The sequence below is a fragment of the Bradyrhizobium sp. CCBAU 65884 genome, from assembly GCF_028128835.1.
In the GTDB taxonomy this organism is placed as follows: Bacteria; Pseudomonadota; Alphaproteobacteria; order Rhizobiales; family Xanthobacteraceae; genus Bradyrhizobium; species Bradyrhizobium ottawaense.
Window position 1 is genome coordinate 44,756 of the sequence record NZ_LBJU01000102.1, and the last position, 17,585, is coordinate 62,340.

Genomic DNA, 17,585 nt, shown 5'->3' on the forward strand with positions numbered 1-17,585 from the left:
GGCCGCCTTTTCGTCGGGGATGGCCACGTTACACGAATTTGCGTCAGATCGCTCGTTGCATGGTTGAGGGCCGGCCATGCTCATCGGATCGTATTGATCAGAAGATCGTCCCGGCTTTGCTCGTACGGCCAGGATCCAGGTCCCCACAGTCAATCACAGCGTACATAGCGTCGGGAAGGTGTCTTCACATTGTGATTTGTGTCTGCTGTGAGGACTTGTTCTTCCAATAAGATCGCAGACACCGTTCAATGGTCCTCTTCGCATTCAGGATATGACGCATCGGTTACCTGTGCCTTGTTGTGGATCTGTTGCGCGACCCGCGAATTGCGGAAATCGGGCGGACAAGGTGGCACCGACTCGATGACGATTTTCATGCTGCAGCGGAGAGGCAACCATCCTCGACCAACCGGATCTACCGGCTTTATCGGGAGTAAGGGCTCACCTCAGGGAGCAGCGGGCCACCGTCCTTCACGATCGGTTCGCGACCTAATGGCTCCACATCCTCAACATCGTGGCAAGCCAGGAATGACTGTATCCGGGCTTCAGGCGGGAGAAGCAGCCCTCGAGCATCGCGCCTGCAGGCGCATCTGCTGAAGCGGGGCAAAGCATCCAGCCAGATTTGATCGACCTTGATAGCGCATTCAGCCATGGCGATGGCTACTAGATCGAGTAGATTTGTTGCTCCCCCGCATCGGCTAGTGGTTCATGACTAAGTTAGAGCCGCTTTTGCTAGATCGGTGTCGTGCAGCAAAGTGCGCGCCCGGAAAGGGAAAACTTCATGCATTCGACCTCGCTACCCCGCACCTCTCTTGCGCTGATTCTGGTTGCCTGCGGGGTGATGGGAAGCGCGCGAGCCGGCGATCCGCAGCCACCTGCCCAGGTCACGACGCCAGCCGGCCAGAAGGGTGGCGCCGGGTAAACGCCGAGCATGCCATCGCCAGCCGAGCAGCATCGCCTGCCGCCGGACTCCAGCACCAGGCATACGCTTGAGCTCCCTGGGCGGACGCTCTCTTTCGTCGCGACCGCCGGCTCCATCCGTCTGTTCGACGACAAGGGCGAGGCGCAGGCGGACATCGCCTATACCTCCTATCAGCTTGACGGCACCGATCGCGGGACGCGCCCCGTCACATTCTTCTTTAACGGCGGACCGGGCTCATCATCGGCCTGGCTGCAGCTCGGCAATGCCGGACCATGGCGGCTGCCAATCAATGCGGACAAGGTCACGCCATCGACATTTCCGGAGGTGAGGCCAAACGCAGAAACTTGGCTCGATTTCACTGACCTGGTGTTTCTCGACCCCGTAGGCACCGGCTATAGCCGCTTCGTGGGGACCGGCGATGATTCGCGCAAGCGGCTTTATTCCGTTGATGGCGACGTCAACGCGCTGGCGCTGGTGGTCCGCCGCTGGCTCGAAAAGCACGACCGGCTATTGTCGCCGAAATATATTGCGGGTGAAAGCTATGGCGGCATTCGCGGGCCAAAACTTGTCCAGGAGTTGCAGATGCGCCAGGGTATAGGCGTCAACGGCCTGATCATGGTCTCGCCCTTGTTCGACTACGGCCAGTTTGCCCGCACGAGCCTGCTGCAATACGTCGCAAGGCTGCCAAGCTATGTTGCGACGGTACGTGAAGCCGAGGGTCCGGTAAAGCGAGCTGATCTCGCGGACGTTGAAGCTTATGCACGGAGCGAGTTTCTGGTCGATCTCATCAAAGGCCACGCGGACAAGGAGGCGACCACGCGTCTGGCCGACAACGCCGCGGCGCTGACGGGCATCGACCAGGCGGTGAGTCGCAGGCTCGCTGGCCGCTTCGGACCTGCCGAGTTCCGCCGCGAATTCGAGCGTAAGAACGGGAAGTCAATCGGTAGTTATGACGCCTCGGTGCGTGGCCTCAATCCATATCCTGAGTCGGATTTCCACCCTTCCGGCGATCCCTCGGGCGATACGCTGTTGGCGCCTCTGACCAGTGCCACTGTCGATCTGCTTACGCGCAAGCTAAATTGGCGGCCGGACGGGTCCTATGAGCTGCTCAACGAAACAGTTAGGCAGGCTTGGGATTTCGGCCGCAGCTTGCCGGAGTCCGTTTCGGAGCTGCGCCAGATTCTGGCAACGGACCGGAATATGAAATTGCTCGTCGGGCACGGCCTGTTTGACCTCGTCACGCCCTATTTCGGATCACAGATTGTGCTCGATCAACTGCCCCCATTTGCCTCGGCACCACGCGTCAAGCTTGAAACCTTTCCGGGCGGTCACATGTTCTATTCACGAGACGCCTCGCGCCAAGCCTTTCGTGCAGAGGTCGAAGCGATGACGAAGTAACTGGGTCACCCTTCAGCCGTACCGTGGCCGCCGGAGCTGCTCCCACTCCATTCTCGGTCGGAGGTCTTCAAGTATGGGGGTGCGGATATTTATGGCATTCAATTGGATCGCACCGAATGGTCGAACGACCACATGCTGGAATATTCGACGATGGGACATAAATTAAACCGAACAAGGCGTGGTTTAAAGTGACGCCCGCCTCGCTGTGTGGAGGCTTCCAGGCGTTGATCAGCAGAGCCACGAGTTAAGACTCTCACATTACCAGATCAAATTAACTGTACTCGTCTATTTTGGCGGACAAGTTCTGAAGCCTGCCCGCTAAGACGCTTATCAACTCCAGTTGCACCGGTGCTGCGGGTGGGCAGGCCGAGCTGGACCGCCAGATCTCTTTGGTGGTCTAGCGCATGATTTCGCAGGTCAAACGCTGTGCGGAGCTGAGAATTATCCAGGATGAGCTGTCCGGATGCTGGCCCAAGCAGAGCGTACTTCTTCGCTGAAGGCATGCCTCGCTTAAAAATACTGGCTCTCCGCACAGGGTCATCGGATCCAACCAGCTTAACGCGTGTCGCCGTGAAAACTGTGTAGGACCCTCGCATCGGTGCTACCGGTGTCAAGGGCAGCAACCAACCCGTGCAGCCTTCGATCTTGGGGAGCGCGTTGACCGTGGAGCTCAGCAGCTTCAGGTCGAGCGTCACCAAAGGCAGCAAGTTCTTGTCGGGCGCGGCGTCGCGCTGGAGTAAAGCTGCCGGTGACGCCCGCTATCGGCCAGTCCGGTTGCGCGCACGAAAATCATCGGTTGCCCGATATTGTTCGCGGGATCGAAAAGTGATTTAGCCCACATGTCGGGTCGCAGCGGCCGCCTGTAGATCACGGTGTCGGTGAGCAAGGCAGCCGATATTGCAGCGGGATCGGCGGGTTGAACGCGGTCGGGGTGGAAGAGGCGCAGCCCTGCTAGCAATGCGGTGAAGACCATGCTCAGCAGCAGGATCGCGACGGTGGATTCTCGGATATCTCGGACCTGCCAGACAGAGCCTATGGCATCAACGGCTTCGCCTGTGTCTCCCATGATCCAGGGCGCGAGGTGCGTAAGACCGGCGCAGACGTAGAAAAGGATGCCGATCATGCAGCCTGTGGCTAATATGCGGGCGGAGGCCGTCGCAGCGCAAGTAGAGCGCGACAGTCTGACAGATCAGCCAAGAGGTGAGAAGCCACCCGAGATATTTGAGGAGTGGAACAGCAAACATTCCACCGCCGCGGTCGCAGGAACGAGAGGCGCACGGAGAGAAAATGCGCGCCGTCTACAATCCAGAATACTGCATCGCACCGATCAGCTCGACATACCGGCTCAAGGTAAGGCGCAGAATGAGACGCGGGACCGCTTCGCCAGTCTGGACGCCGGAGTCCAGGACAAGGGCGGCTGCCCGAGAACAAGAGGTCTGACTGACCGCTCGCGATCGCACGCTGACGCGCGGCCACGCGAGCGTCGGGGGCTTTGACTGCGCGCGATGACGCCGGCCTACGTATGGCACCCGCGCACTTCGCCGACGCAAGGCTTTGCGTCCTATCTGGAGCGGATAAGTCGTCCTCAGGACGGATGCGTTGGGCTGAGCATGCCGAGAAGCAGAAAGTTCTGATGGCGAGGACGTGTCGGAGCTTCTGGATGTGGAGCCTGCCAGCGGATCTCTGGGCAGCTGCTATTCATTCCGGCGAGCTTCGTTGCTAACAACGACGCGTTTCGCCTTGACGTAGAAACGTCGATCTCCGATCGCGGGGCATCCGCCCTTGCTCGCCAGTTCAGTCACAATTGTGCGCCGCTCATCGCTCAGCCAGGACGGTCTGTGGATCACAGGCGTCCCACTAAGTGGAGCGGCGGGCGCGCGGAGCAGGGCTAGTCGAGTTCAAACACTGGCTGACCGTGATGTCGACGATCCGCGCGTGTTGAATTGCAAGCCGTCTATTGCATGTGCGCAAGCAGACTATGCTCTTGCTCTCCTGCAAATGAGCTCGGGATCGTCGTTTTCACGATATCCTTGCGATTGCGTGCGGTCGCTGACAAAGAGACCGTGTTTGTCAGGTTCAAAACATTCGGCGTCAATTTCGATTTCATGACGCCTATTCCGCCCGCAATTTCGACTGATGCGGCTGGCACGGTCATTGCTATCGGAAAACGAGGTGCCGCCGAGTAATGAGTGAGGTTCAGCCCTAGATGAAAGATCACATTTCCGTCCGAACGTTGTGGGTACATTCTGAAGAAGAAGCAAGACGTTGGATTTATCGTCTTCGGTATGGAGAGCGATGTGGAGTTGCCGATGGGGATCGAGGAGACGAATCGCACCTTCTGAACTTTTCGGCACTGTCAAACGACCGTTGCGCTGGCAGCGTTACCGTGCTTGATGAGCGATCGCAGCGAGCGGCAGTGTGGGCGCATGATTAATATTTGGGTGACGTGCTCAAGCGTGCCGGCTACGGAGGCAACCGACACAATGGTGCCTCATCGAGGCATCGCGTCGCCATTTCGCCGACGAGTTCGCCACAGATGCTGAGCTAAGGCCCCTCGGAAGCCGGGCAATACGGAATACTCGACATGTCGCAAACGATCGGCGCTGACAGCGAGTGCACCGCGAATGCGGGAGCAGCGCACTGGCCAGAGTCGGCAAACAACTCGTTATCGGATGGCGACTTTGTTCGGTACTGGAGCCGAGCTGCCGATCGGCTGCGCGCGGTGGCCGCTGTCGGCACGCGAACCGAGGAGGCGATCAGAAGGACTGGAATTGGGTTGCAGCTATCCTCCGAAAACTTTAGCGGTCACGACCTGTCAGACTTCCCGATGCGACGCTGCACCCTCAATCGTGCGCAGCTCTACGGAGCAAAGTTGGATCGGGCAGATCTCTCGGAGGCGAACCTTATCTGTCCGGGGCTAGAGAGGGCAAGTTTCCGCGGGGCCAAGCTCGATTTTGCGTATATGCACGCAATTGCAGCGCAGGTCTGCAATTTTGATGATGCCAGTCTACGCGGTGTAATCGATGCAACCGGCAGTTTGTTTCACGGTTGCAGCATGAAAAGGACACGCTTTGACGACGCTATGCTAAGCGGGCTCCTCTTTTACCAGTGCGACGCGAGCGAAGCCGTTTTTGATGGCGCGGAATTACAGGGTTCAATCATCAATGAATGCTTCCTTCCTTCCGCTTCCTTCCGCTTTGCCAAGCTGAGCCAAGTCACGATCACGAAGGCGCATCTGGCGGCGTGCTCGTTCCTCCAGTCAAAGGGGGACTGTCTATCGATCGTGCGTCCCACCTCGGTCGACGGTCTTGTCCTGGAAGGTGCTCATCTTCCGTATCTGAGACTCTCAAAGGTGAGCGGCCGCATTGCGGCGAGAGCGCTGAGCGCTCCGTTCGCAGATGTTCACCTGTCAAATCTTTCAAGTGCGAAGCTTGAGCAGGCAGACTTGACCGAGGCGCGGCTTCTGACCGTCAACTTGGCCGACGCGAACCTCGTCGGTGCTGTGTTGAACGGTGCATCTATTCATTCCTGTCAGCTCGATGGAGCGGACCTGTCCCAGGCATCAGGCGAAAGCATTTCGATAACAGAGAGCACAATGCGAGCCGCCAAATTCACGGGCTTTCGTGGCCGCTGCGCCTTTGTGCGCGACTGCGATCTTAAACATGCTAACTTATCTCAGGCTTACCTCTACAGGTCGATGATTACCGGTGATCCCCCGCAATCAATGGCATTGGATCACGCAAATCTCGAAGGATCCAATCTCGTTCAGGCATATCTGGCCGCAGGAATGACCTCCAGCAACCTGGAGGCAACGCGCGTCGCATACGTTCGCATGAACCAATCGTCGTTGCGCGAGGCGAACCTGAGTGGGATATCGCCGTTCCAGGCCAGCTTCGTAAAAGTCGACTTTTCGGGCGCTAAGATAACCACATTCGAGCCACCTTTTTTTGCCGACCGATGTCCGGGACTGCAGGCCGCTTTGAAGGGTAATCAGCCGCACGAGCCTTCAAGCTATCTGGCCGAATTCTCATCATTGATCAGAAGTGGTCGAGAAGGGTCAACCTGACTCTACAATGTCGGTGAGCTTAGAGCAGGTTGGTGCGGTCGTCCGAGCTGTGAGCGGGCGTTAAAGCTCTTTGGGGCTCGTTGGCATGCGCAGCCAATACGACACCCTGGGCCGACCTACTGCGATCCGATCATCAGACCACTCTTTCGGCGTCCAAAAAAACTGGAGTAAGAAAATGCATCTGGGATGTCTTTCCGCAGGCAAAGCGTTCATCCGGGAGGTGGCGAGAACAGGGCAGACTATTGGGACGGTACACACCCTAGGCGCCCTGCATCTTGGGCATGCAGAATTAATTAGAAGGGCCGCAATCGAGAATGACGTCGCAATTGTCACAGTCTACCCGAATAAAAGCCAATTTGAGCCAGGTGTTAGTTACGAGTTCAATTTGGACGACGATATTCGGCTTGCGCTACGTGCAGGCGCCACTGCCGTACTTTCGTCTAACGACGCCGAGATGTTCCCGCCGGGCTATCGGACGTTAATATCGCAAGACGATTATCATCTGCGTTTGGATGGGCCTCAGGAGCATTTGAAGGAAGCTGTTACCGGAGCAATCCGCTGGATCTGCTTTGCACGACCAACTCGCAGCTATTTCGGCCTGAAAGATGTGGGTCAGGCGATCTTGGTGAAGCGCGCCGTCGCAGACTTGCTTCTTGATTGTGAGATACGATTTGTGCCGACCGTGAGATACAGGAACGGCGTGCCCATTTCGTCGCGCTTGCGACGATTTAGCCGCTCCGAGCTTAATGAGTTGTCGTGTCTCTTCACGGCATTGGACCATTCGAGGAAGGAGATCGCCCAAGGAGCGTCGAGCGTCAAGGATCTGGTAGCGGCGGCTACATCCCAAATAGCGTTCCGGCAGTTCAAACTCGATTTTGTCCGAATCGTTGGCGCTGATAGTTTCGAAGACCTGGAGCAGGTCAAGCTCCCTTTCATAATTGTTGGAGCGGCAATGGCTCATGGCCTCAGGATCTTCGATAGTATCTACGTTCCGGATCAGGATACACTCCTGAATGGTCCTCCGGATGTCTGGATTGATCTACCTGAAAAGTCCTAGCCAGGTCGATTATACATAGCGCGATTTTCGACAAACATAGCCACGCCGTCCGTGCCCGAACGCAGGGGCTACCTTATGACTGAGCATTCGGCGCTACGCTGCCTCCAGGGCACAGCCGTCGTCCAACCAGCAGTGATAGCTCTCACGATCCACTGAGTAGATCGATCTCTACTGCTCGATATGGTAGGGTCGGCTAGCCGCTCTTTGAGATAGTCTGCTCGAGCGGCCGTCGCAGCCAAACGCCCCGGCAGCTCGAAACGGTGAATCGCCACCTTTGGATCCGTAAGCTCTCGAAAGCAAGGTCTGCGGAGACGATCATGAAAAAGGCGATTGAAAGAGTATAGAGATGACGATGCGTATATTATCCCGCTAAGCAATCTGGATGTAAAGCGAGGGCAAATGCTTTCAAGACGACAGCATATGGGGTTGCTTGGAGCGGTTGCGAAGGGAAGATCCCGTTCACTACTGTCAAGATAGCCGTTATGGCCCATATTGGTCCGTCACGAAATACCGGGATATTGTCGCGGTAGACACGAACCACAAAGCATTCTCGTCAGAGCAGGGTGTCACTATTGTCGACGTCCCTGACAAGCGCTGGACCCAGAGTTTTATCAAAATGGGGCCTCCCCAACACGCCGAGCAGCGCAATACCGTGAGTCCGATAGTCGAACCGGAAAGCCTGACGAGGCTCGAAAGGCTGATCCGCTCTCGGGTCAAGGCGATCCTAGAAGGCTTGCCGCGCAATGATGCCTTCAATTGGGTGGACATGGTCTCCATAGAGCTGACGACGCAAACGCTCGCCGCGCTGTTCGACTTTCCATTTTAGGATCGGCAGCTCCTGACCTATTGGTCGACGTAGCTGTTGCAGCTGCGAAGGCGGGCCATGTAATCGACAGCTGGGACAAGCGAAGCACAATCTTGTCGGAGTGCCTGGACTATTGCACCCGACTTTGGAACGAGCGCGTAAATGCCGAGCCGCGTCTCGACCTGATTTCCTTGATGGCGCACTGGAGCGCCACACGCCACATGAAGCGAGTGAGTTTCTCGGGAATTTGATTCTGCTGGTCGTTGGGGGCAATGATACCACGCGTAACTCGATTACCGGGGGGCTCCTGTTCACGGGTCAGTACCCCTCCGAATTGCGAAAACTAACCGAGAATCCCAAGCTGGTCTCGAGCGCCGTGTCCGGATTATTCGATACCAGACGCCAATCGCGCATATGCGCCGCACCGCCGCGACCGATAGCATCGTAGGCGGGAAGCAGATCAGGAAGGGCGACAAGGTCATCATGTGGTACATCTCCGGCAATCGGGACGAAGAAATCATTGAGAACGCCAACAGTTTCGTCATTGACCGCAAGAATGTGCGGCAGCACCTCTCGTTCGGATTCGCGATCCATCGTTGTCTTGGTCGACATCTCGCGGAATTGCAGTTGAGAGTCCTCTGGGAAGAGATTTTGACTGCGAGACTGGAGGTCGAAGTTATCGGCGAACCGGAGCGAATTGCGTCCAACTTCGTGCATGCCTATTCCACTCTCCCGGTGCGGATTGCAGCCTAGTCCCTGATCGCTCCGGTGTGGCAACCGGCTGGCTGGCCCCATCGTCAACCATCTTCGCTTCTGCAAGCAATGAAAATGGTCTGATCGACGTGAAACAATTCCTGCATGTCGGGTCCAGTCATGGATTGGGCTGATGCTTGAGGCGCCCGCGAAGAGCGATAGTGTAGCGCGCGCACGGCTTTCAGGCGCCTGACGCCGAAAAGGCAACCGGCGCATTAACTCCGGTGCCCAGTCTCCGCACCTGCCTTGGATAGCCGGAACCGTAAAGGCCAATGAACTTGATATGGAAGATTGTAGCTGTGGCAGCGATTTTCCTTGGAGAAGCGCTTTCGATATTCGCCCAGTTGGTTGCCTCACGGCAGTTTGGCAAGGCCGGCGATGATCTGGCAATGCTTTTGCCGATGCTTCTCCTGATATCCTTCGGTGGCATGCTCCTCGTTTTCGGATACGCGCTGGGCTACATGCATCTGAAGAATATCTGGATCATTGTCGCGATATCAGTCGGAGCTATTCTGGTAGTTGAACCGACACTGACCCGTTTAGAGTCGTGCCGACAGCCGGTTCGCTGATAGGGTTGATGTTCGGTGCGAATTGGTACGCTCGCCGCCATATCTCCACGAGGGTGATTTAACCGGCCTGGGCGCGGCCCGGCTTTGGCGAGACGTAGTGTGAAGGCTGTGTAACGTCGATTCTGCTCAGTTCGGACGCAGAAAATGTTGTTGCTGATGCCTTCCGGCGTCTCGCACTAACCGTGTATGGCTGGTGACTTGGTAAGCTCTTGGTCGAAGTCTGCTTACTGGATAGCGGGACGCGTGTTGCGAGCGGGGGTTCGCCGATCGACATACGCTAGCCATTTCTGCTTCGCCAAAATCGCCGTTCAGGAGGCGAGCGCTCTCTGGCTGGTCTCTAGCGTTTGGGATGACTTGACCCGGTTCGCGTGCACTGAGGCACGGCATTGGAGCGGGATTACTTCGCCGGCAGGTAGTCGGGCCCTGGCCACGTCTCAGCTGGTCACATCGGCACTGATGCGGCTAGTTCAGCAACACGAGAAGCTGCGATGGAAGTGGAACTCAAGGTGACATCTTCTTTCTTGTGCATCCGGATGGATGCTCTTGGTCAGCTAGTCGTCAGCTAGGCGCTCTATCCAGACAGGCTGCGCACTCTCGACTATTCGGAGATGAAGTATGACAGGTATTGGCCGAGCTGATCCATCACAGGTAGAGGCGGCGGGAGCCGACAGCACCGGGGAATTGAGCCGTTCGAGCCAGGAGCCTGGTCTCTTCCCTGGGGAACGCGGTCAATCGTTCGATGCCGTCATGGAGCGGATGCGCTCTGGACCTCCAGACAGAACCGCGGCTTCAGATGTGGCGGCGCCAACGCGCGACGAGATCAAGGCAGCAAAGCGAAATGTGGACAGCCTGCTTGAGAAGTTTGAAACTTGCCGTCGAGCGGCCACGCAACCCTGCAACTTGCAACAGGCGCAAGAACGGATCGATCGAGTGGTCGAAGCAGGCTCAACAGTTCTGGAGTATTACGCGAATCTGCCTACCAATTTGGCGCGTCGTATCCTGCCCGACGATCAGGCTCGCCGGCTCCGCGACGACACGCTGGATGCGGGCAAGCAATGTAACGAATTGGCCACCCAGATTCTTTACCCACTTGAGAACAGGAGAAAGCAAGCAGGAGCCCTGCTCAAGAATGTCAAAGACAGCGCTCCCCCCGACCAGCTGAGCCGCGTCGTTGCGGGCGTCGCGAACCAGTACGCTGCCTGCATGGAGTGGTGGGGAAAGAAGGCGCTGCGCTTCGAGCGGATGCAGTTAGTCTGTGCGGCTACTGCTGACTTGCCAAGCAGCACGCCCGAGATGCGCAAGGCCGAAGCGGCCCAACTTAGGCTCAATGCTGGCTGGGCGCTCAATACCAAGTGTATGTATCTGCAATCGCGGATCGCTCTCGCGCAGGTCTTGATTGAGTCGCAAGCGAGCACGTTAGCACCAGACGTGCGAGCCGCCCTCATGGACGAGAGCGGGAGGGTGCGTCTGCTCAAGACCTTTATTGGAGATGTTTTTCCGGCATTTGTTTCGACGGGCGACGCCGTTCTGGGAGGAGTGGTGCTCGACGCCGAGCACCGCGCCGTTCTGGAAGGAGTCATGGAACGGCTTTCGGAATTTGCATCCCAACTGAGGGGCATGCTTGACCCCCTGCGGGGGGCTGGAACGGAAGCTGACCTTCCTTTGCAGTTGCTTGGCGAGATCGTGGACGGCGCGTGGGTGACGGCGAATGACGTCACGCGGCTGCTGGCCTTGCAACCAAAGACGGAAGTGACGATTGAACCGCCGGCTTGGGCTACGCTGCCAGAAAACACTGCTCTGGTGGGTGAAGGCACTCCAGTACGCAGAAAGGGCAAAGCAAGGCGCGCAGAAGCCGCAGGCGAGGGAAGTTCGACGGCCAGCCCCCACGCGCCGCAATTCGCCAGGCCCGATGCCGCCACGGCCCCCACGGGCAAGGTCATCGTGCTCTCGGATCTCGGTACAAAGAAACTCGCCACGGCGGAGGAGGCAGCCGCGTCAACCTCTGCGACCGATCACCTCCACATGTGGCAGGCTCCGCCCTCCAGAAAAGCACTGCCGGGATTACTTGAGCGATTGGACGAGCTGCTGCAATTCGATCTGCGGGCTCAGCAAAGCGCCGTCTCGCAAGCGCGCCAGATGAAGCCCGAGGACGCCGAACATGTCCTGGATCGCGTGATCGAGCGCTTGCAGACGCAGTCCTCCGAGATTAAGGCCTGTGTAGCCGCGCTGAAGGAGCCTCGCCGACGCGGCATGCTCGCGGCTGCGCAGGTGCCCGAAGTGCACGAAAAGATAGTCCGGCTCCAAAAGAGTCGGTCCGAGGTTCAGGGGCAGGCAAACTCATTGAACGCGCGAAAGGCAGCAATCACGAGCGATTGCATGAAGACCTATGCGTTTCCATCGCAAAAATACCTTGTACAGTTACGGGCAGCGGGGGAACTGGCGTCGGTGGATCCACCTCGCGCCTTGAAGGGAGAGCCAGGGACGCTGTTCGAAATCAAGCTGCAGCCCAGGGCGCTGAGCAGTGGTGCGACGCCAAGGCCGATGTGGGTGCACATCCATACCAAGCGGCCGGTACATGCCTGGCAATTGGCAATGCTGGGTGATCGCGAATTCGCCGCTTGCCACGTGAAGTCTGACGAACAGCGCGGCTACAATCAACACTGGCAGAACGCTCGAGCCGCCGAGGGGCACGAGAACGTCGTGATCCATCGCGGAAAGCTCACTCCTGCGTTCTGTAGGTCCTTGTTGAGCACTGCCGCTGGCCAGCCGTGGCAGCCCCTGCCCGGCCCGGAGCACGCTTCAGCTCAGATGGCTCGACTGGGGATCTAGTGAGCTGGCTGTCTTGCGGCGGTGAGCCGTTCGGCGGCAGAGTTCATGCCTCCGGACCGGCTCGGCGGATTGCCTAAGCTGCGCCGAGCCTCGTCCCGATCCAGCTTACACAACTATGGAGCCTGGGAGAGAACACTGGTTACGGCAGGGTTATCTGCTGGCGATCCGGAGGATTGTCGGTCGTCGCGCAAGCAAGCTGCCATTCCCTGCTGTGGCGAACATCGGCGCTCAGGGCGAGAAGCTGGGCCGCTGACTATTGCAGGCGGGAAAGATATACCTGATGTCGGGGGCGATACGCCCGGATGTCACAGTGCTTTCAACTGCCTGCCGGCAGCGAACTGGCGCGCAAACTCTTCGGGCGAGCTCCAACGGATCGCGGATGGTCCGGATGTACGGGAGCTGAGCGCCCCGGCCGCTTTGACGAATCAAACCGGGCGGTGCGAAACAACGGGGCCTGTTTGCTACTCTTGCATGAGGCTACGACGGGCCCAGCATCACGCCACTTTGGCCCCAAAAGATGCTGGGCTTGTCGTTCTACATTGAGCGTCAATCCGAGTAACTTCGGAGCTTCTTCGTTTCAACTGCAATGGCGCCGAGCGCCGCGGAGACAATTTCAGTACACCGGCGTCATTTCCTTGCTTTTTCAGCCGCCGTCACGTGCGAGCAACGGTGGCATCGCCGGAAAGGGCAGGCTCCGACGCCCGAATGAGCTTCGGGGACTGTTCATTGAGCCATGGCGAGCTTACGACAGCAATCCGCATGACAAATCGGACCGATCTCTTACAGCTCGATTCCGTGCGGCCCTAAGCACCAGGTGCATCACCTCGTCTTTGATCTCGCAGGCGATCTCGTTGACGATTTGAGGTCCGAGCGTCCGCTGGACGTCGGCATCGCCCGTCAGACCCGCTTCGGCCAGCCGTTGCTTCAGCCGAATTTGAAACTCGTCGCCCATCGCATCGGTGAGCCGATCGTCCATTGCTGCGTGCTCTTCGGGGGCAATGCGCCTCAGCACCTTTTCCCAAGGTTGCCAACGCGTTGCGAGATAGTCCGCAAAGCCTATAGTCTCGTGCTGCCGCACCGTTGCCACCGCCCTCTCAACCTAGGTTAGCCCCAGCCGAACTCGACGGTCTACGATTTTCTTCATTCGGGACACGAGTGAATTCTCTTTCAACGCCCTGACACGAGCGCCTTCTGCATGACGCAGGCGTCAATAGAACCCGGGACAAAGTTGGCGGGTCGTATTGCTTCACCTGAGGATGTAACGTTCCGCTTGACGGATGTAGTCCAGACTGTCAGTCCCAGGTTGCATCATGGGACGCATAATCGGAGGCACTGGGGACCTCGCGGAATGCCCATCACACGCAGCGGCAGCCGCAGTCTCGGGATCACCGGCACCGTCGCACCTTTAGCCGTACGCGGGATGATCGTCGGCTACTTTGCGTCTGAGCGACTTCGTTCTTCATCTCATCAGGTGAACTGTTCGCTCCGCGCTTGCCGCACTCTCACGCAGCTCGCGCTCTCGCCTGTTCGCGCTGCCGGGCTATCGCGGCCATTCTGGTTAGGGCCCCGAGCATAGGCTCGAAGCGCCAGCCAGAACGACTGGTCGCGGGCAGAGAGCGAAATACACATGTTCTGTGCAAGACTGGGTCTGGCCGTGGTCCGCATCACCTGGGCTTCCTAACCAGCTTTACGCCCAGGTGAACGCAATGCACGACGCAGACCCGCGCCCGACTGCGGCGCAAGGCGGAATGAGACTTGGCTCGGAGATGATCGCATCAGACTGGCAGATGCGGCCGCGGTTTGGCTCCTTCTTCGACCTTTGTCAGCTTCTCGAAAGCCAGCCTCTTTAACATTCGAACTTGGCCTCTCGATGACGAAGCCGCCCATCTCTGAATTCGTGACGAACTCAGCTCATTCCCTGGGGGAAATCTTCAACAGGCCTTTGTTCACATAACAGAAAGGAGAGCTTTATGGATCCGAACCCGATCCATAATGCCCCTTCACCATCTGCCGCACCTGGGGAAGCGGTAGATGTCTCAGGTCTGGATTCGTCCAATCGGGTTCGTCTTGTTCGTAACCGGATGCGAAACGTATCAATTGGCACTACCAGATTTGGACCTTTTGCAAGCAGCACCTGCACCGTAGGATTACGGTAATTCGCATGCACATAGGTGTGCGCAAACAGCTTCGAAACGCGGAAAAGAACGGCATGTCGAACATCAATCTCAGTTCTCAACCTGTTGCAGGTGAACGTGCCGGACAGCAAGCCATCATCGCCCTAAAAGTCATCAAATGGAGAGCGCTGGCCCCGAGACGTCGAGGTTTCCAGATGACATGCAGAATGAAGCCGATGTGGCGGATGGTCGCAGCAACAAGGCGCGCGCTCGCCATGTACGATCTCGACCGGTGCTGCGCAATCTGGTGGCTCTATCGTCTCCATTTCGGATTCACCGGCGACGCGGTGTTGGGGCTCGCCGCAGTCACGGTTGCCCAGGAGAGATCCCGCTGCGGAATTTAGGAGTCTTGGCATCGAGCGTATGCCGGCTCGGCCACCAAACTGCCGCAAGTTACTCGTTTGGCTGGCGGACAAAAGAGTCCCCAACGCCAATCGCCTCAAGTCTGCCCAGCCGACGCCGCAATCACATCGCCTTGCGCTCGGATCCCACTGGAATCGTCCCCGGCTCAGCCAGAGCCGCGAGCCGCCTTCGAACGACCAACCGGGCGCGTAGGGAATGGGTGGTACGCTGCCGGCTCATTTCGCATATGGCGGCGCATCGGACCTTGGTGCGGCCTCAGGGCCTGCATCAAAGTGGTAGTTCAGACCAACTCTTCCCAGTGATAGTTGCTGGACAGGCTGGTTGTGTTCGCCGGTACAATGGCAAACGGAGGTAACTGCACCGTCGAAGCGGTCGCGACACTCGGTCCGTCGAAATGCAGGTAGTCATACTCGACGTTCACCGACCATGCAGGCGTAAGGGCTTGCTCGACACCGAGCCCGATGACGCTACCAGCTCGGCCATAGTCGAAATGGGTTTTCTCCGGTGGCAGCTTGCGCCCTTCAAAGTTGTTGACGACGTCGCCCCGATTGTTTTGCCAGGCTATGCCCGCCTTGAGATAGGCAAGCGTTTGCCCTGGCGCGCCGAAGGCGTAACCGATGCGACCTGTCCCGGTCGCAAAGAGGTTGGGACCTGCGGTGCAGTTTGCGCTTACAATCAAGTGGGAGGCGGCTAGGCAGGTGTTTGAGCCGTTGGCGGCAGCTGCGCTGGCATCGAGTTCGAGGCCGAATACCCAACTGTTGTTCTGCTAATTCTAGCCGATCTGGCCACCTGCGACGAACGATGCAACATCGACGATGTCGCCATAGATCGAGGGGCCAAAGGGATTGCTAAAGGAGGTTCGGCCGTACCCGCCACCGTCGTGCCCGCCAATGTAGCCTCCAGACCAGTTCCACACCGCCGGTGGCAGTACTTGTCGCTCGAGATTCGCCATAGCTGTACCCGTTGGGACGAGCGCCATTGTCGTAGCACCCAACAAGAGAACTCTTGATCGCATAAAGATTGCCCTGCACTTTCTCGAGACACGGTCCCGCTCGCTGAGTATCGCCGCACGGCAAAACGTCGGAGCGACCAGACACGTAATAACGCGCCGGGGCCGCTCCGAAGATCACCGCACTACGATTGGTGATGATGTCCTGAATGGAGCAAGCGGCGTGCCGGATTAGTTCGTATATTCTGCAGGAGTTTTCTAAGAGCGTGTCGCGTCAACTTCCTTACGGTGGTTTGAAGGCGGACAATTGAGCGTCGATAGCCCTACATTGCTCGACGAGCGTGGAAGGCGCGCGCATGTGCGACTTTCATGTTTGTTCATTGAAGTGTGCGCGGACCGGTTCCGCATGAACAGCGTGATTTCAAGTGCAATGTTCTTTTCCCCGCGCGAGCTGCCGTGATGGCAAGCAGCCAGTCGTCGCAAGTTCAGTAGTGTTAGTTTTTGGGAGCGTGAGTGCGCGAGAAAGCCAGGAGTCGTGCCCGGACCGCTTTAGGATCGACGCGCCCGCTGTCTTGCGTCTTTCGCCGCCTTCGCGGCGTCCTTGAGCGCTAGGGATGGTTGACCGGCACGAGGGCAAGATCAGATGGACCTCGGGCCGAACTCGATGACTCGATAGTCAGTGATCTCATAGCCCAAACAGGTCTCAGGGTCGTGACTGGATGGAAAGGATCTTCTCTGCGCAGCGAAAGTAGATCGAGGACAAAGATCGAACCACAGGCGGTCGTCATCAAGTGCGCTTGTGAACAGCACATCTGCGACTCTGACGTCAAGCGGCACAATCAGCGCATGCTAAGATCCTATCAGGCTCAGTTCCTGCGCCATCTCAGCTGCGATTGGGAATTGATCGAGCATCGTCAGATTCTCTAGTAAGTGCGAGATCGGGCACACCCGCGGAGATCTTGCCGAGGTAGGCTCTACAGATGTCGTGAACTCGACATCGCGGCTATACGTGATCGAAAGCACGTTCCGGGCCCTGGGCCACCGAACTCTGCGAGCCAGGGATGTCGAACAAGGCTGCGCTCGCAACAATTTTCAAGCTCGAGGCGGCAGCCGCAAAAAAAAGCTGGGTCGGTCCATGGCCCGCAACCAGTTGCCGAAACTCTTCCCGTGAATTCGCCGACGAATCAAGTCGTCAGACCGCGAACTCAATCCACTGCCGCCTAGCCCGTTGGGGCATCAACATTCACCGATGGTTCGTTATTCCACGATAAGTCACACGTCGGATCGAAAAACAAGTAATTGCAAGTCAGTTCTTCACCAGGTTGTACGTCACGCGCCGTTAAAATTCGGCAATAATCGTCTTGATATGTGTTTGGCTGACTGCTGTGGTTCATGAAGCGGGCATTGTCAGCATTGTACTCTATGACACCATCGTTAGACTTGTAGTCTCTTGGATAGGCATGCTTATCCAGTAGAGCTCGAAATGTTGGAGCTAGAGTTTCGTACTGCTCAGGCGTCACGGCTATGTCAACGATCGGATTATGAATCCAAACCAATGTATCTTTAAGTAAAAGAGTAGCAGAGAAAAGGCCAATACCGCCAAATTGGTCTGGCTTCAAAATGGTTTCAACAATCAACATCGAGAATCTCCAAAAGTCACTAGCGGCCAGCAAGCTAACTGGCCTGACTCTAGTAAATCTGCT

General features: G+C 57.6%; 8 protein-coding genes and 3 pseudogenes. 7 read left to right on the forward strand and 4 right to left on the reverse strand.

Annotated elements, in window-relative coordinates; all coding sequences use genetic code 11:
- Positions 1–838: 838 nt before the first annotated feature.
- Positions 839–2,317: pseudogene (locus XI03_RS10545) on the forward strand (S10 family peptidase).
- Positions 2,318–3,008: 691 nt separating this feature from the next.
- On the opposite strand, the gene XI03_RS10550 reads toward XI03_RS10545, so the two are convergent.
- Positions 3,009–3,440, reverse strand: coding sequence for a hypothetical protein (locus XI03_RS10550; protein ID WP_271592103.1), 432 nt, complete (start codon positions 3,438–3,440; stop codon positions 3,009–3,011).
- Positions 3,441–4,901: 1,461 nt separating this feature from the next.
- On the opposite strand from XI03_RS10550, the gene XI03_RS10555 reads away from it, so the two are divergent.
- The 5 genes and pseudogenes from XI03_RS10555 (at position 4,902) to XI03_RS10575 (ending at position 12,396) form a co-directional block, all read left to right on the forward strand.
- Positions 4,902–6,383 carry a pentapeptide repeat-containing protein gene (locus XI03_RS10555; RefSeq protein WP_271592104.1) on the forward strand — a complete coding sequence of 494 codons (1,482 nt, stop codon included), beginning with the start codon at positions 4,902–4,904 and terminating at the stop codon, positions 6,381–6,383.
- Positions 6,384–6,468: 85 nt separating this feature from the next.
- Entirely contained in the window at positions 6,469–7,440 is a 972-nt protein-coding gene (locus tag XI03_RS10560) for a pantoate--beta-alanine ligase (RefSeq protein WP_271592105.1), read from the forward strand.
- 317 nt (positions 7,441–7,757) lie between these two features.
- Positions 7,758–8,998: pseudogene (locus XI03_RS10565) on the forward strand (cytochrome P450).
- A gap of 299 nt (positions 8,999–9,297) precedes the next feature.
- Positions 9,298–9,567: a hypothetical protein gene (locus tag XI03_RS10570; protein ID WP_271592106.1), complete on the forward strand. Its 270-nt coding sequence runs from the start codon at positions 9,298–9,300 to the stop codon at positions 9,565–9,567.
- A gap of 615 nt (positions 9,568–10,182) precedes the next feature.
- A complete protein-coding gene (locus XI03_RS10575; protein ID WP_271592107.1) occupies positions 10,183–12,396 on the forward strand; it encodes a hypothetical protein in 2,214 nt (737 codons plus the stop codon).
- A 742-nt stretch (positions 12,397–13,138) separates the two neighbouring features.
- On the opposite strand, the gene XI03_RS10580 is transcribed toward XI03_RS10575, so the two are convergent.
- Entirely contained in the window at positions 13,139–13,483 is a 345-nt protein-coding gene (locus XI03_RS10580) for a hypothetical protein (RefSeq protein ID WP_442869707.1), read from the reverse strand.
- Between the two features lie 1,122 nt (positions 13,484–14,605).
- On the opposite strand from XI03_RS10580, the gene XI03_RS10585 reads away from it, so the two are divergent.
- The gene (locus tag XI03_RS10585; protein ID WP_271592108.1) at positions 14,606–14,914 is read left to right on the forward strand and encodes a hypothetical protein; all 309 of its coding nucleotides are present in this window, start codon (positions 14,606–14,608) and stop codon (positions 14,912–14,914) included.
- A 299-nt stretch (positions 14,915–15,213) separates the two neighbouring features.
- Here XI03_RS10585 and XI03_RS10590 read toward each other — a convergent pair.
- Positions 15,214–15,627: pseudogene (locus XI03_RS10590) on the reverse strand (outer membrane protein); the annotation flags it as partial.
- 1,475 nt (positions 15,628–17,102) lie between these two features.
- Entirely contained in the window at positions 17,103–17,522 is a 420-nt protein-coding gene (locus XI03_RS10595; RefSeq protein ID WP_271592109.1) for an SET domain-containing protein, read from the reverse strand.
- Positions 17,523–17,585 lie beyond the last annotated feature (63 nt).

Bases quoted from the DNA above. Each gene is read 5' to 3' on its own strand.
- XI03_RS10550 (WP_271592103.1), bottom strand. From the start codon at position 3,440: ATGATCGGCATCCTTTTCTACGTCTGCGCCGGTCTTACGCACCTCGCG.
- XI03_RS10555 (WP_271592104.1), top strand. From the start codon at position 4,902: ATGTCGCAAACGATCGGCGCTGACAGCGAGTGCACCGCGAATGCGGGA.
- XI03_RS10560 (WP_271592105.1), top strand. From the start codon at position 6,469: ATGCGCAGCCAATACGACACCCTGGGCCGACCTACTGCGATCCGATCA.
- XI03_RS10575 (WP_271592107.1), top strand. From the start codon at position 10,183: ATGACAGGTATTGGCCGAGCTGATCCATCACAGGTAGAGGCGGCGGGA.
- XI03_RS10585 (WP_271592108.1), top strand. From the start codon at position 14,606: ATGTCGAACATCAATCTCAGTTCTCAACCTGTTGCAGGTGAACGTGCC.
- XI03_RS10595 (WP_271592109.1), bottom strand. From the start codon at position 17,522: ATGTTGATTGTTGAAACCATTTTGAAGCCAGACCAATTTGGCGGTATT.